Here is a 14,439-nt window from a genome sequence, read left to right as displayed (position 1 = left end):
TTGAGCGAAGCGAATCCATATATGTAGATTAAGATGGTCGTTTTGGTATGATAAATGATTTGAAATGAGAAAAGATGGGCCGGAAAGCTACCGCGAAGCGGTTTCGTTCATCTCCCACATAACAGGTTTTTTGAAGCCTAAAAATTGTTGTGATATCATAGAATAAGATGATATCACGAGTTCGGTGATAGTAGGTAATCTCTCAATGTATCTAAATTTTTGCGGTATTTAATTTTATATTACAATAGCATCTGGCGCTTAAAGATGAATGACATTACATAGGGATGGTACCTGGATCCAAATAAACACTTGTTATGGAGAGTTAATGAAGCCGGAACTAAAATATATATTCGTTGCGGTTGCTTTGGTGTTGATACTGGGGTGTGCCGGTAAAAAAATAACGAATGATGGTTATAATCGAAAACCAATGGTTTCAAATTCTTTGAGTGACAGTCAAATCAGAAAATTGCTGCTTAAAGAATATAGATCGTGGAAGGGTACTCCTCATAGGATGGGGGGAAATACAAAAAAAGGTGTTGATTGTTCAGGGTTTGTCCATCAGATTTATAAAAGAACGTTGAATATGGAAGTCCCGAGGTCAACCAAGCTTTTAATGAGAGCAGGGATTAGAATTAAAAAAAATGAACTAAAACCTGGCGATATTGTGACTTTCAGACCTCCAACATTCCCACGCCACGCTGGTATTTATGTAGGTGGTAACAAATTTATCCACGCATCCAAGTCTAAAGGCGTTGCTTTGACAGATTTGAATAATTCATACTGGAAAAAATGTTATTATTCGTCACGTCGGCTTTTTGCAAGATGAAAATATTATTCAATATTTGTAAGCAAATTGTAATTTTCAGCCATTGTTTCAGTCAACTGACTTGATTTATCTTATGTTTCCTTGAATTCGGAAAGTCCATTCGACAGAGGATTGTAACTGCCATTTTATAGTTGTCCACCATCGCTTGACACCCAGGAAAAGACTATCTATTGTTTGGGGGAAAAATAAATCAGAAGCTGGGAGATAACCGCATGATAGTAACCATAGCCGGATGTGGCGCTTTGGGCAGCCTGTTGGCCGGCCGTTTGATCGAAGGAGGCATAACTGTTCAGGCTTTTCAGAGATCGGGCGCACAGCTTGAGGCGCTTCGAGAGAAAGGGATTACGATTGAGGGGGACCGCACCGGCACGACAAGGAAATTCCCACTGACCGCTGTTTCGGATAGCCCGTCTGATCTCAAACCATCCAGGTTGGTTATTGTGGCCGTAAAGTCATACAGCACAGAAGAAATTTCACCTGTTGGGGAAATCCTTGAGGAGGACGGAGTGGTTCTTACCATTCAAAATGGCCTGGGGAACCCGGAGAAGCTTGTTTCAGTTTTTGGAAAGGAAAAGGTCGGAGCTGGTGTGACAACTTACGGGGCATATACTAAGGCTCCGGGTGTCATAGGGTGGGGTGGCGACGGCTTTTTCATGTTCGGGCCCTGGAAGCAGGGCATTGACATGGCATGGATCGAAGTTCTGTTGAAAGGGGCTGGACTGAACGCCAGTTATGTGGAAGATCCTCGGCCGGCTATTTGGCGGAAACTGGCCATAAACGCTATGGTCAACACCACTTCCGCCTTAACGGGTATGAGCAATGGCGAGATGCGAAAAAATATCCATGCACTGGACATCATGAAAAGGATCTGCCAAGAGACCATTATTGCGGCAGGAAGGGCAGGTGTCCAAATTGAGTTTGATGAGCTGTGGGCCATGCATATGGACAATCTTGAGAGAACGGCAGCGAACAAGACGTCCATGCTTCAGGACCTGCAGGCCGCGAGAAAAACGGAAATCGATACCATATCAGGGGGTGTGCTCAAATATGCGCAGGATGACGAAGAGTTTCCTTTTACCCGGGCTGTATATGTCCTGGTGAAAGCGATCGATACCTGGCGAGGCTATTGATTTATATGTGATTATCTGGAATGGGTTTCAGCTTGTGTTTTTGGTATTTAAAAAACAATTCGTGCAGCTAAACGTTCGGGTTTGTATTAAAAACCACCGGTGTTTCACTATATTATTATAAGGCATAAGGCAGAAGGAAATGGGCGGACATCTGTTTCGTATTGAAGGTATCGGAAAAATTTTATTTGAACGCAGTCCAAGGGCAAAGCGGATCAATATTTCGGTGCGACCATTCAAAGGTGTTCGGGTTGCAGTTCCTTATAGAATTTCATGGGAGAAAGCCATGGCCTTTGCCGGCTCCAGAAGGGGGTGGATAAAAAAAAATCTGGAAAGAATGAGACAGGTGGAAAGGGATCATAGAACTCTTTCCGTAAAATTCAATGATATTGATCGAACCAAAGCCAGGAGAGTTTTGGTTAATAGGCTGGATGAACTGGCAAAAGCGCATGGGTTTAAATACAATCGCGTATTCATTAGGAATCAGAAGACCCGCTGGGGGAGTTGTTCGTCCAAAAACAACATCAGCCTTAATGTCAAACTTGTCAGATTACCCGACAGATTGACTGATTATGTGATCATTCACGAGCTCGTTCATACCCGCATTAAAAGCCATAATAAGGAATTTTATACCAAGTTAGAGCAGATGGTAAACGATCGCAAATCGTTAGAAAGAGAACTGAAAAGATATGGCGCCGGGCTATGCTAAAAAAGAGGTGGTAATGGAGCGCTTCGCTTAAAAATGTGATAAAAACAATGAAGAAGAAAATATCTGAGCGTTCGAGTCATTTCGCAAAATCAAAAAAAGTCGAACAGTCAAACCACCTTCAAAAAGGAAATCAGCGTGGTTGCCAATTTCTTTTTTTGGGTAGATAAAAAAATCGTTATTTAATCGGGGCACCTGTGTCTGAAGGATTAGACATAATGATTGGCCAAGGTAGGGGGTGTTTTAGCTAATTTCCCTAAAAATAAAAATTTGCTGCGAACCAAACGTACCAAAATCTACCAGCTTCAAATATATTCCCTGCCCAAGTGTTTTTCCATAAAACCTTCCTTTCTGTTTTTCAATGGCAAAGGTTATGCTGGGGTTGATCAAATAGCAAATAATGTGATCTTTTTTCATTACCACTTTATAGCGCTGGATCGATTCAAACATATAGCCCATGAACACCATTGGATCGATTCGATTCACTGATTTATCTAGATAAAACTTTAAGATTTTCCCGTAAAAACCTTTACAGCCTTTGCTTTTAGCAAAATGATTCACTTGGCGCCAGGCTTCTTCTTGTTGTTTTTGAAACTTGATGGCTTCCTGGCGCTGTTTTTCTTTTTGTTTTCTGCGTTGTTCCTCTGCTTTTTTTATTTCAGCAACCCGTTTTTTTTCTGCTTTTTCTGCACGAACCCTTTTTATTTCGTCATCAAGCAATTTTTCTTGTTTGGCTTTTGATAGCTGCTTTTCATATTCAACCTTTTGCTTTTTTAATTTTTCCAGTTTCCGCTTTTTGGCCTCGATTCGTTTTTTATGCGCCATTTCTTTTTGTTTTTTCTTTACAACGTTGACCCGATCAACGACTTTTTTTACCATGGAATAATGCTCTTCTATGATAGGGATAAGATTTGGCTCTCTCCTCAAATCAATACTTAGCCTGTTTTTTAAATATTTGTATTCCCTGCCTTTGGGGAGGTTTTCACATGCACCGATAAAAACCCGTTTGATAATAGTTGACTGTGACGAATATCCATGAATTTTAATAAACGAATTGGCGATACATCGACCCGTTGAAACACCCCAAAATCCCTTTTTTTGGTAACAATCATAAACCGAATCTTCGAAATTATTGGCGAAAACATTATGAGCAAAAATTATTCCTGAAAATAGAATGATGAATATCGCAAGTTTAGTGAATTTATACATTTTGCCTCTCTTCCGGTAAGGTATCCATACAGTTGTTTTATATTTTTCATGGTAACATAAACGTTGCTGTTTTCGTCTAAGTGTCTGCATTATAAAACAGTATCGGCACTTGTATAAAAAACTTAAGTGAAAAAAATTACCTGATCCATAGCTGAATTTTATACACAAACGGGAAAAAAGCAGGAAACCAGGTGAAAAAATAGAGGGTCGTTGATGAAGAAGTTTAAAATGACGGGTCAAAAAGACGGGTTGACAATAACGTAAGCATCCGGTATTTGGATTCTGAATGTCGGTAAGCGGGTGAGAACTGCCATTAGACAGGCGACAACGCCATATAAGGAGGAATGTACATGAAAAACGAGCGCGTCATAATTCAAGTCAGCGATGAAGATCTTCACTTTCGTGAAGAGGAAAGGAAAAAAATTGAAAAACTTAGGGCCATTGCCGCAAAAGAGGCGGATGAGGCCTATAGCAAAGACCACAAAAATCACTGCTTCAGATGCGGCACGCCAAGCCTGGTGGAAGTGGAGCATAATAAGGTTAAGATCGACATATGCGTCAATGAAGGATGCGGCGCGGTTCACCTCGACCCAGGGGAGATGGAAAAGATACTTGAAGCTGAAAAGGGTGTTTTCGGCAAGGTGAAAAACTCCGTTTTTTCGGTCTTCAAATAGAGTTTTTCTCAACTGGCGGTGTGTGACATTGAAATAATAAGCCGATGGATGAGTGGGAAAGTACAGCTATAGTAATGCTTTTTATTGAGAGAGGACTCAACGTCTTTCAAGTGAAAGATTCAATAACAGAGCGTTGAACTAGTGGAATTTACTTAGTAAACAGAATTTTAAATTTCACTCCGATTCCTGAATATTCAATCCTGACTATTTCACCGCTCGCCATCATCTTTTTTCCGGATTCGGGAAACCAAAGAGTTAATGAAATCTCTTGTCCGATAGAAAATTTTCTGTCAGTGCAAATAAAAACCCCAGACGTGCACAAATCCTGAATGGACGCTTTAAAATGAGAATCAACGGTAAAACATTCCGCTACTACGGGCTTTTTGCCATTAAAAATTACTCTTGAGTCTTTCCTGGATTCCGAATCCTCTAAAATGGTATCTTGTGCCGCAAAAGCTCCCATAACAAACTTCCATTTACAAGAAATAAAATTTACCAATAACCCGAACAAATTTATGTTGTCAAGTGTTTTTTATCAATCATTTCAATTAGTAAAAGCAATTTAATACCATTATTTTGAATAAAAATACCACTTTTAAGCAAAATCGTATCACCACATTTTTAACGGTCAGCTAAAAAGCATATTGGCAAACCATGTTGAGCGATTTGGAAGCAGATTGATAAAATATTCAGGTGGGAGTGAAGGGACAGAGATAGTCAGGAAAAGTAAAAAGCCGGATGGTAACTATCCGGCTCATCATTAATAATGTTTGGTCGGGACGACTGGATTTGAACCGATTAAAAAGGTGGTGACAAATAGTGATAAACGATGATAAACAATTAACTATAATGATGAAATAATAAGTTTTTTCGTTACTACCCCTTCCGTTCAAGATGTCACTGTTTATCACTCAAAATCACTGTTAATCACAAAAAATAGGCACAATTTTCACGTCAATAATACCAAGCTTTCTATTTAAAATAGAAGAAAAACAACTTTCAATACTAAAATAGATTTATCATACAAATCTTTATGATTGTAATATTATAAAAGAATCAGCGGATCGATGATAGCGAGATAATTATGCAGGGAAACTTCAAAATGGAATCAACACCACCGGATTACACGATCAAATTAAGATTTGATTGTGAGACTGAAATTTAGCGGTCAATAGACTCAATCATAAAGTCCTAAGCGGGAACCATTTTTCAAATTTGATGTAATAATAACAACCTGACATAATCGCCATGTTCTAACTATCAAACGAAGTCATTTTCCTGTGCTCTATTGAATTTAAGCAATGGGCAACATCATCGGATACGAATTAATCAAGGGTGGTGTTTTTAAACATCAAAACAATTATGCGCATAAAGATAGATTCGTATAACCAAATTTACTGAAAAATATAAAAAAAAAAGAATGTATTGGTATGCTATCGTCTACATATGCAAAAAGAACATACTTAACAAAAAACACTACAACGCGTTAATGGTGTCGATTAGAGAGCGTAGACGGCCATAGTCTCGCTTGTTGAAATCGACGACTATCCGGGGTAGGTGCGCAATTTCTGGTGAGTCAAATTCATCCGGTAGCGGTCCAGACATTCGGATACCTTCCGGATGGGTAAGGATGTCCTTAAACTCGCTTGCTAATTCCTCCATGCAGCAATTGTCTATGGCCCTGTTTAACCTTATGACCAACCGGGGACCTACATACCGAATGCTATGGAAATTCCTATAGAAACGATTGATGTGGGCAACCGCATCATCTACCGAATTTATCACTTGGAAGAGAGAAAAGCCCGTTTTGTCTGCGCGACTGTTGTTTATCACTTCGGATTGCATGAATCTAATTAAAGTTCTCCAGTAAGACCCATCAGGTAAGTCCATCATGACAACGGGCATGGGGTCACATTTTCCTGTTTGAATGAGGGTCAGTGTTTCCATTGCTTCATCCAAGGTGCCGAACCCTCCCGGGAAAAGAGCTACCGCATCAGCTTCCTTGATAAACGCCACCTTACGGGTGAAAAAATATTTGTAGGTAATACAACGCGGGTTGTCTTTTACTACGGCATTAGGTTCCTGTTCCATGGGCAGCCTAATGTTGACGCCAAAAGACTTTTCAGTCCCGGCCCCTTCGTTTATGGCCTGCATAATGCCAGGGCCGCCTCCGGTGATTACCATATATCCGGCTTCGACCATTCTTTTCCCGAAAAGCTTGGCCATTTGATATATGGGGCTGTCTAGATTTTCTCTTGCAGAGCCAAATACGGATACTTTGCGTATTTGACGGTAGGGCTTAAAAACTTTGGTTGTGAAACGCAGTTCTTTCAGGGCATCGTTCATCTGTTTTAAGTCGGCCTTGCCACCGTCTTCTAAACCCGCCTTAAGCGAAGCAATTATCATCTGACGTACGATATCGGCATGTTGTACATCGCCGGCAAGGCGCAATAGTTTTTTAATTGTATCATCAACGGCACCATTGTCGTCGTTAAAGTGAAGTTTTCCTTCTGTAGGAGATTGCTTCGCTTCCGCCTTCATAATCAGCGATCCTTCTTGATTTGCGACGTAAGAGCAAGGTTAAAGATAGAGCGATATATTGTCCAGCTATAGTATCGGCATCAAATGTGATTAGAATGTTTAGTTTTTGTTATCTTTTTATTAATAAACAGCCAGTATTGGATGGTCTATTCCAGTTAAATTGCTGGTATTATTTATAAGGGTAATCATCTGTATTCTAATGGATTTCTAACTTGTTTGCACCCTTTTTGTTTGATACGTATACGGTGTTCGACAAACAGAACTGGCTTTGAGTATTCTGCTGATCGCAAAATACAACTGAACATGAATAAAAATACTAAAATAGTCGCTACCATTGGGCCGGCTTCCTGTAATCCGGAGACGCTTCATCAGCTTCGAAATGCGGGTATAGATGCTGCACGAATTAATTTATCGCATGGCGACTACGCAACTCACGCAGAATACATCCAAAATATCAGAAAGCTGGGAAAAGATATTTCTATCATACTCGATACCAAAGGTCCGGAGATTCGAACAGGGATAATCAAAAACGGCTCTGTAAATGCAAAGCAGGGTACCGAACTGCTATTGTCTATTGATGCGCAAAGAAGCAGCCGGAAGCATATTCCGATAACCTATCCGCATATTAGGGATATTCCGATCGGCGCACGAATCCTTTTCGACGATGGCCTGATCGAGTCGGAAGTCGTTGACAACAACAATGGCGGTATCGTTGTTAAAATTCAGAACAGTGGCGATATTGGGAGTAGAAAAAAAATTACAATTCAGGGTTACCGGGTCGATCTTCCTTTCCTTACGAATCAAGATAAAAAAGATATCCTTTTTGCGATTGAAAACGATATACGCCTTCTAGCTGCATCATTTGTCAGAAGTGCGGAAGATCTCATGACGCTTAGAACTTATCTAAAAAGCCATAATGCTGAAATGATGATATTTTCCAAGATTGAACACCCTGAAGCCGTCGATAATTTCAATGAGATTCTGGCGTATTCTAATGGAATCATGGTGGCGCGGGGAGATCTGGGTGTAGAATTACCCCTTGAGTCGGTTCCCGGCATACAGGAACGCATCATCAAACAATGCAACTATGCAGGAAAGCCGGTGATTGTTGCCACTCAAATGCTTGAATCCATGCGAGAAAACCCCCGGCCGACACGTGCCGAGGTTAGCGATGTAGCCAACGCAATTCTTCAGGGTACAGATGCGGTTATGTTGAGTGCGGAAACAGCCACAGGTCGATACCCACTGCGTTCTGTTGAAATGATGACCAGCATAGCAAAACAGTATGAAAATAGGGCTAAACGCATTATAAAGAAATACCGCAGACGCAAAGATGCCGAAAAACGAAAAATAGCTCAATTTATTGCAAAGTCGGCGTACTACGCATCTGAAGAACTTCACGTTGCAGCAATCTTGACGCCAACCGAATCGGGTTTTACAGCAAGAAATGTGTCTCGCTTTAAGCCGAAATGTCCTATATTGGCAATAACAAGAGATCGAACAGTACTTCAGTACCTGAAGATCGTTAGGGGTGTCTTTCCAATGATGGATGAAGACGACCATTTAGATCTTAGTCATTACGACATGTCATACCATCTGGTGTGCAAATTTTATAAGCTTGGCCTTTTAAAAAACGAAGACAGGATCATAATCACTTCCGGCAGCAATTTAATGAAAAAAAGGGGAACCAACCTACTGGAGATTTACAACGTCGACGATATCATCAGCGACCAAGAATTAGATACCAACAATTTGGCAAAGGCTGAAAAGACGGTTTGAATTCCATAGATATGCCGTAAAACAAAATTGTCTGTTCATTTTCAAGAAAGGATAAAAAGAGAAACGATAGGACATCCTAATCCTAAATTGGATTAATTCAAATAAGATTTATCGTCTAGTATCGCAGTCTAAAAGGAGCTGTCATTTTGGATAATAGAACCTATCAAAAATCATTTATAATGGATATAGATGGTGTCGTGTATACAAATTCAACCTTACTTCCCGGGGCGAGTAAATTTGTCGAACGGCTTACTCAAGGGAAATATAAGTTCCTGTTTCTGACTAGCAATTCGTATTACACGCCATGTGAGTTTCGAGATCGACTTTTGGAAATGGGAATCAACGTTCCCGAGAACTGCTTTTATATATCGGTAATGGTAACCGCAAACTTTTTAAAGGTACCGCGGCCTCATAGTTGCTCCGCCTATGTGATGGAGGCCAGGGCGTTTTGAATGAACTCAAGAATGCGAACATTGAAATAACATCCGAAAATCCGGATTATGTGATCGTTGCAGAGAGCGAAGAATATGATTATGCCAAAATCATCGAGGCCACCTTGATGATTCAAGAAGGGGCTAAATTTATTGCAACCAATCAGGATTTGACTGGACCCAGCCTGAGAGGGCCGGTACCAGTGTGTGGCGCCTATTTAATAGGTCACGGAAGTTGCTCCATATTTCCTTGGAAAGCCAAATCCAGTCATGATGTTTTGGGCATGGAAAAAGTTAGGGATCCGTTCGGCGAACTGCTTTATGATTGGAGATAGGATGGATAGGGACATTGTCGGCGGTTTGGAATCGAGAATGATTACCTGTTTAGATACAACTAATTGACAGGAGTCCGATGAATGTCCCGACAGAATACAGATCATAAAAAAGCCATTCAGCAAATTATCGATAACCATTTTAACGAGGCTGAGCAACGATTGGAAAACGTTTACCAAACCCACTTTGCTAGTCTGAATACAATATTTGGCAGGCATTGGCGACACAAGCGCGACATTCCATCGGACTTACTCTCTTTACCGCGTCATACATCGAAGCTATTTGCAAAAAAAGTATTGAAGAAGAAGACAAATCCACTACCGAAAAGCGGTAAGGTGAAAGAACTCGAACAGATCGTTAGTGAAAAATTGCTCGATCTCAATGACCTCGAGAAGAAATTGAAAAATTATATTGAATCTTATCAGCTTAGATTTGAGGAACAATTCACCGAGATACTTCAGCAAGTTCCAAGCTTGGAGAGAGAGACGTTTGTCAGAGAACTGGAAGTCAAAATTGAACAATTAACGACACCCATTGAGGGGGGCCGCGACGCACTGATGTTTTTACTGGCCGGAATTGTAAGCAAAATATACTCTGACAAGGTGACCTTCGGCAGTGCAGTCGCAGCCGGTCAGGGTATTGCTACCAGCATCTATGTGAGCCAGCTTTCCTGGTTTGGCTCTTTCTGGTTTAGCCTATTCGGGTCAGTTCCGACATGGGTGAGTGCCGTCGGAGTAAGCGGGGGCATACTGGCGGGCGCAATTGTGGCACCCTTTATAACGCCACTCTTGGAATTTGGGATGAACAAGCTCCGTGTCAGAAAAGTGCTCAAAAGGACGATTTATGCTGCTCGCCAAAAACTGACCAACGAAGGACTGGATGCCTATGATGTTGCTGGGAAAACAGCTATATATCTACAGCTGCTGCCAGACGTCCTTCATTTGGGTAGAAAGATTATCAAAGTGTAGGTGGGAGTCATAAATATCAATGGAAAGGAATTTGGGATCGTATCTCACATATATTGCATAACAAAGCATTCAGCCGATTGAAACCGGGGAGTTCTTTTGAGGTTCATAAAGAAATCGAGGTTTGTTATCATTTAGTTATTGATACCGGCGGTTCCAACGGCTGATGATAGCGTTTTTAAATGACAAGTAATAGCTCAGTTCTATGGAGTTGGCACTTCTGGGTAAACACAGCGATTTGGAAGATAGTTATTTTGGATAATGCTTAGATTGTTAACGATAATTAGGTTTATAGGTGATTAGTATTACTAAAAATATTTTAAGGTGGGCCGAATGTTTGCTGTTTTTTTTCGTTATTCCCCTCTCCTTTTTCTTTATTAGGTTTCAGCTGGCTTTTTTTATTGTACCATTGGTCTTTTTCTTGGCACTCATTTGTTATTTCTACTTGCGCTGCAGCCGACAGCTCGTTCAAATGCAACTTTGGACAGATGAACATTTTCGTGAGGATTTGAAAAAAGTATTCATCACATTTATTCCATTGGCTGCCATCATGACTCTTGCAGCATTGTTTATTATTCCCGAACTCTTTCTGGCATTTCCGAAATCAAAACCGGAAATTTGGCTGTTGGTCATGCTTGCATATCCACTTCTTGCAGCCTACCCACAGGAAATTATATTCAGGGCATTCTTTTTTCACCGATATGGAGATCTGTTCCCAAGGAGGCAAACTCTCATCATAGTAAATGGTTTGAGTTTCGGCCTGGCCCATATTCTGTATGGTAACTGGCTGGCACCCGTCTTGTCGACATTCGGGGGTGTATTATTTGCTTTTCGCTACAATCAGAGTCGCTCAATTCTCATTACTGCTATCGAACACGGCTTATGGGGAAATTTTCTTTTTACTGTTGGTTATGGGTGGTTTTTCTATAGCGGGGCAATTCAATAAATAAATATGACATAAATATAGCGAACTAGCAGTTGAAGAAGGGCAGAGAACTTACCCCAAAAAAGTGGACACCCAAACCTAACGGATAGGAGGTGTTCAAATGGAAGAATGAAAGGACCTAAAAAGACAAACCGGTATTCGGACGAATTTAAGATCAAAGCGGTACAGCTTGCGAACCACCCTGATATTCTGGCAAAAGATGTGGCGGAGGACTTAGGCGTGATCAATTTTAGCCCTCATCAGCAAAAGAGGGTTATGAAGAAATAACTCGAAATGTACCGGCTATACATAGCCAAAAATGAAAAAAGCCGGATTTTACAATCCGGCTTAACTATTTGATATAACTGGTCGGGACGACTGGATTTGAACCAGCGACCCCAGCGTCCCGAACGCTGTGCTCTACCAGGCTGAGCCACGTCCCGACATAGGTTTTTGGATATTTATGTTAATGAACAGCAAATGTCAAACATTATTCACCGAAAGGATTTTTTATCACAATCGTTTCATCTCTTCCCGGACCTACCGATACAATATCTATGGGGGTTTCGATAAGCTCTTCAACTCTTTTTAGATAATTTCTTGTATTTTCAGGTAGATCTTCGATTTTTCGAATGCCTGAAATATCCTCGGACCATCCAGGCAGGGTTTCCAAGGTGGGTTTACAGCCGGCGAGGACTTTCAGGCTGGCAGGAAAATGCTTTAGCGCCCGGCCTTCATATTCATATGCCGTGCAAATGTTCAGTGATTTAAGACCTCCGAGTACATCCAGTTTGGTGATGGTGACGCCGGTAAGCCCGTTTAAACGAACGGCATTTTTCAGGATGACTGTGTCAAGCCATCCGCATCTTCGCCTTCTACCGGTGGTTGCGCCGAATTCCGCTCCTTTTTCCTGGATAAAGTCACCGGTTTCATCAAAAAGCTCGGTGGGAAAAGGCCCCCTGCCAACCCGGGTGGTGTAAGCTTTGACGATACCAATGACAGCGGATATTTCTGTTGGACCCACACCGGCGCCGTTGCATGCATTTCCTGCCACAGTGTTGGAAGAGGTCACAAAAGGGTAGGTACCGTGATCAATGTCAAGATGGGTTCCCTGGGCTCCTTCAAAAAGGACCTGTTTTCCTTCTTTGATAGCATCATTGATGGCCACGGAAATATTTGCTACATGTGGAGCAAGGCGCTGTGCGTAACGAGTGTACTGATTAATGATAACTTCAGGGTCTAATGTTTCAGCAGAAAGGTAATTTTTTAGATAAAAATTTTTTTCTTCTAAAATGGTTGCCAATTTTTCCTTAAAAACTTCCGCATTAATCAGGTCGACGAATCTTATCCCCCTACGGGTGGCCTTATCTTCATATGCCGGTCCGATACCGCGACCGGTGGTTCCGATTTTGTTGTCGCCTTTCTTTTTTTCCCGGCCATGATCAATACTCTTGTGATAAGGCATAATCACATGGGCTTTTTCACTGATCATCAGGTCGGATGGTTGGGCGTTTATGCCCATGGTCTTTAAGTTATCGAGTTCTTCGATCAAGACCTCAGGATCTACCACCAGACCGTTTCCGATGACGCACCTTTTTTTCTGTAAAATACCGGAAGGTACCAGATGGCTGATAAACTGTTTTCCTTCAATCACCACGGTGTGACCGGCATTGTTCCCTCCCTGAAAGCGAACGACCATATCCGCATATTCTGACAGCAGATCAACAATTTTGCCTTTTCCTTCGTCTCCCCATTGGGTTCCGACGATAACTATATTGGACAATGTTTACTCCTTTTTTGAGTGGTTAGGTGGCGTTCATTAGATTCGCTTGGAACGAAAAAAATCCTGCATTAATACTTTGCATTCTTCCTCACAAATGCCCGGTATGATTTCAGGCAAATGATTCAACCTGGGATCGATTGCCAGGTTATACAGCGATCCGGCAGCGCCCCATTTAGCATCAAATGCACCAAAAACAACGGTTGAAATGCGAGCATGAATAATGGCTCCCATGCACATGATGCAGGGTTCGACCGTAACATACAGTGTGGTGTTTAACAACCTGTAATTTTGCTCCTTTGATGCGGCTTTCCGCATGGCAAGTATTTCAGCATGTGCAGTGGGGTCGCAAAGGCCAATGGTTTGGTTGTGTGCAGAAGAAAGAATTTTTCCTTTTTCTGCAACGACCACAGCACCTACAGGAACCTCATCTTTTTGTCCAGCTTTTTTAGCCTCTTCAAGCGCCAGATTTAAAAATTTTATGTGTTTTGTATTTGACATAAAAACCTGTATAGCTTATGAAGCAGAAAAAATACAATCTATTTCCGCATGCGCCCGTAGCTCAGTCTGGATAGAGCGCCGGACTACGAATCCGTAGGCCGCAAGTTCGAATCTTGCCGGGCGCACCAGCAATTTCAAGGGGTTAGCCGTCAGTGGTTAGCCCTTTTTTTCATTAAAATCGTGGATTGTGCCCGAAATTGTGCCCGTGATGGATTGTGGGGGGACAAATGAACTCAGAAATTTAAAAATAAGGGTTTATAGAGCTATATATGAGACTATTGTGAGACGAAACGGATATTTATGGGAGATCTATTAAAAGTTTTAATAGCTGATTTAAAGATGAGAAAATTAGCGGTTTTTTGGGGTTTTTGGGTTGTTTTTTGCAGGTAAACTCAGAAAATTAAGAAAGTAGAATTATATAGTTTTTCTAGTGATAACGAAACTATAATACTTCAATGATACCGGTGGTCAAATAGTAAAGTGGAATCAGGTGATTTTCAAGCCCGATTCCACTTTTTGGCTTTAGTTAGTGTCCATCCACGGATATAACTATCCGTAATACATAAAAAAAGCGCATTTTGTAGTGGACTTTTTATTCTTTTTGCAGTATATGAAAAAGCGACAACAATTTGATATAACTAC

16 protein-coding genes and 2 tRNA genes are annotated in these 14,439 nt (G+C 41.2%); 12 read left to right on the top strand and 6 right to left on the bottom strand.

The genetic code is table 11. From position 1 onward, the window contains the following. Window positions 1–325: 325 nt before the first annotated feature. The 3 genes from SWH54_14910 (at window position 326) to SWH54_14900 (ending at window position 2,662) form a co-directional block, all read left to right on the top strand. Window positions 326–826 (top strand): NlpC/P60 family protein, encoded by a 501-nt coding sequence (locus SWH54_14910; GenBank protein MDY6792549.1) that lies wholly within the window; start codon window positions 326–328, stop codon window positions 824–826. 212 nt (window positions 827–1,038) lie between these two features. After that, a complete protein-coding gene (locus SWH54_14905; GenBank protein ID MDY6792548.1) occupies window positions 1,039–1,956 on the top strand; it encodes a 2-dehydropantoate 2-reductase in 918 nt (305 codons plus the stop codon). Between the two features lie 139 nt (window positions 1,957–2,095). After that, window positions 2,096–2,662 carry a M48 family metallopeptidase gene (locus SWH54_14900; GenBank protein MDY6792547.1) on the top strand — a complete coding sequence of 189 codons (567 nt, stop codon included), beginning with the start codon at window positions 2,096–2,098 and terminating at the stop codon, window positions 2,660–2,662. 240 nt (window positions 2,663–2,902) lie between these two features. Here SWH54_14900 and SWH54_14895 read toward each other — a convergent pair whose 3' ends face one another. Continuing rightward, window positions 2,903–3,868, bottom strand: coding sequence for a hypothetical protein (locus tag SWH54_14895; GenBank protein MDY6792546.1), 966 nt, complete (start codon window positions 3,866–3,868; stop codon window positions 2,903–2,905). Window positions 3,869–4,218: 350 nt separating this feature from the next. Between SWH54_14895 and SWH54_14890 the strand changes: the two genes are divergently transcribed. Then, complete coding sequence (locus SWH54_14890; protein ID MDY6792545.1) at window positions 4,219–4,542, top strand: zf-TFIIB domain-containing protein; 324 nt, start codon at window positions 4,219–4,221, stop codon at window positions 4,540–4,542. A 148-nt stretch (window positions 4,543–4,690) separates the two neighbouring features. Here the strand turns inward: SWH54_14890 and SWH54_14885 are convergent, their stop codons facing one another. Beyond that, window positions 4,691–5,005, bottom strand: coding sequence for a PilZ domain-containing protein (locus tag SWH54_14885; protein ID MDY6792544.1), 315 nt, complete (start codon window positions 5,003–5,005; stop codon window positions 4,691–4,693). A gap of 1,013 nt (window positions 5,006–6,018) precedes the next feature. Next, window positions 6,019–7,083, bottom strand: coding sequence for a TIGR00730 family Rossman fold protein (locus tag SWH54_14880; protein ID MDY6792543.1), 1,065 nt, complete (start codon window positions 7,081–7,083; stop codon window positions 6,019–6,021). Window positions 7,084–7,386: 303 nt separating this feature from the next. Here SWH54_14880 and pyk point away from each other — a divergent pair, with 303 nt between their 5' ends. From pyk to SWH54_14845, 7 genes are all read left to right on the top strand, one after another. Further along, on the top strand, window positions 7,387–8,862 hold the full coding sequence (gene pyk, locus SWH54_14875) for a pyruvate kinase (GenBank protein MDY6792542.1): 1,476 nt from the start codon (window positions 7,387–7,389) through the stop codon (window positions 8,860–8,862). Between the two features lie 179 nt (window positions 8,863–9,041). Beyond that, window positions 9,042–9,314 (top strand): hypothetical protein, encoded by a 273-nt coding sequence (locus tag SWH54_14870; protein MDY6792541.1) that lies wholly within the window; start codon window positions 9,042–9,044, stop codon window positions 9,312–9,314. Then, the gene (locus tag SWH54_14865) at window positions 9,311–9,628 is read left to right on the top strand and encodes a hypothetical protein (protein MDY6792540.1); all 318 of its coding nucleotides are present in this window, start codon (window positions 9,311–9,313) and stop codon (window positions 9,626–9,628) included. Before SWH54_14870 ends, SWH54_14865 begins: the two co-directional genes overlap by 4 nt. After that, window positions 9,567–9,695 (top strand): HAD hydrolase-like protein, encoded by a 129-nt coding sequence (locus SWH54_14860; protein ID MDY6792539.1) that lies wholly within the window; start codon window positions 9,567–9,569, stop codon window positions 9,693–9,695. Before SWH54_14865 ends, SWH54_14860 begins: the two co-directional genes overlap by 62 nt. Window positions 9,696–9,709: 14 nt before the next feature. Next, window positions 9,710–10,594: a hypothetical protein gene (locus SWH54_14855; GenBank protein ID MDY6792538.1), complete on the top strand. Its 885-nt coding sequence runs from the start codon at window positions 9,710–9,712 to the stop codon at window positions 10,592–10,594. Window positions 10,595–10,928: 334 nt separating this feature from the next. Continuing rightward, window positions 10,929–11,537, top strand: a complete 609-nt coding sequence (locus SWH54_14850) for a CPBP family intramembrane glutamic endopeptidase (GenBank protein MDY6792537.1) — start codon at window positions 10,929–10,931, stop codon at window positions 11,535–11,537. A gap of 108 nt (window positions 11,538–11,645) precedes the next feature. Then, complete coding sequence (locus tag SWH54_14845; GenBank protein ID MDY6792536.1) at window positions 11,646–11,804, top strand: transposase; 159 nt, start codon at window positions 11,646–11,648, stop codon at window positions 11,802–11,804. A 78-nt stretch (window positions 11,805–11,882) separates the two neighbouring features. Here the strand turns inward: SWH54_14845 and SWH54_14840 are convergent. The 3 genes from SWH54_14840 to tadA all read right to left on the bottom strand — a co-directional run bounded on the left by SWH54_14840 (window position 11,883) and on the right by tadA (window position 13,797). Next, window positions 11,883–11,959, bottom strand: a tRNA-Pro gene (locus SWH54_14840). Window positions 11,960–12,006: 47 nt separating this feature from the next. Beyond that, a complete protein-coding gene (locus SWH54_14835) occupies window positions 12,007–13,299 on the bottom strand; it encodes an adenylosuccinate synthase (protein ID MDY6792535.1) in 1,293 nt (430 codons plus the stop codon). 36 nt (window positions 13,300–13,335) lie between these two features. Further along, the gene (gene tadA / locus SWH54_14830; GenBank protein MDY6792534.1) at window positions 13,336–13,797 is read right to left on the bottom strand and encodes a tRNA adenosine(34) deaminase TadA; all 462 of its coding nucleotides are present in this window, start codon (window positions 13,795–13,797) and stop codon (window positions 13,336–13,338) included. 50 nt (window positions 13,798–13,847) lie between these two features. On the opposite strand from tadA, the gene SWH54_14825 reads away from it, so the two are divergent. Beyond that, window positions 13,848–13,925: transfer RNA gene (locus SWH54_14825), tRNA-Arg, on the top strand. Window positions 13,926–14,439: the final 514 nt, after the last annotated feature.

Source organism: Thermodesulfobacteriota bacterium (assembly GCA_034189135.1).
Lineage (GTDB): Bacteria > Desulfobacterota > Desulfobacteria > Desulfobacterales > JAUWMJ01 > JAUWMJ01.
This window is presented reverse-complemented; position numbering and strand designations above follow the sequence as displayed.

Bases quoted from the DNA above. Each gene is read 5' to 3' on its own strand.
- SWH54_14910 (MDY6792549.1), top strand. From the start codon at position 326: ATGAAGCCGGAACTAAAATATATATTCGTTGCGGTTGCTTTGGTGTTG.
- SWH54_14905 (MDY6792548.1), top strand. From the start codon at position 1,039: ATGATAGTAACCATAGCCGGATGTGGCGCTTTGGGCAGCCTGTTGGCC.
- SWH54_14900 (MDY6792547.1), top strand. From the start codon at position 2,096: ATGGGCGGACATCTGTTTCGTATTGAAGGTATCGGAAAAATTTTATTT.
- SWH54_14895 (MDY6792546.1), bottom strand. From the start codon at position 3,868: ATGTATAAATTCACTAAACTTGCGATATTCATCATTCTATTTTCAGGA.
- SWH54_14890 (MDY6792545.1), top strand. From the start codon at position 4,219: ATGAAAAACGAGCGCGTCATAATTCAAGTCAGCGATGAAGATCTTCAC.
- SWH54_14885 (MDY6792544.1), bottom strand. From the start codon at position 5,005: ATGGGAGCTTTTGCGGCACAAGATACCATTTTAGAGGATTCGGAATCC.
- SWH54_14880 (MDY6792543.1), bottom strand. From the start codon at position 7,083: ATGAAGGCGGAAGCGAAGCAATCTCCTACAGAAGGAAAACTTCACTTT.
- pyk (MDY6792542.1), top strand. From the start codon at position 7,387: ATGAATAAAAATACTAAAATAGTCGCTACCATTGGGCCGGCTTCCTGT.
- SWH54_14870 (MDY6792541.1), top strand. From the start codon at position 9,042: ATGGATATAGATGGTGTCGTGTATACAAATTCAACCTTACTTCCCGGG.
- SWH54_14860 (MDY6792539.1), top strand. From the start codon at position 9,567: ATGTTTTGGGCATGGAAAAAGTTAGGGATCCGTTCGGCGAACTGCTTT.
- SWH54_14855 (MDY6792538.1), top strand. From the start codon at position 9,710: ATGTCCCGACAGAATACAGATCATAAAAAAGCCATTCAGCAAATTATC.
- SWH54_14845 (MDY6792536.1), top strand. From the start codon at position 11,646: ATGAAAGGACCTAAAAAGACAAACCGGTATTCGGACGAATTTAAGATC.
- tadA (MDY6792534.1), bottom strand. From the start codon at position 13,797: ATGTCAAATACAAAACACATAAAATTTTTAAATCTGGCGCTTGAAGAG.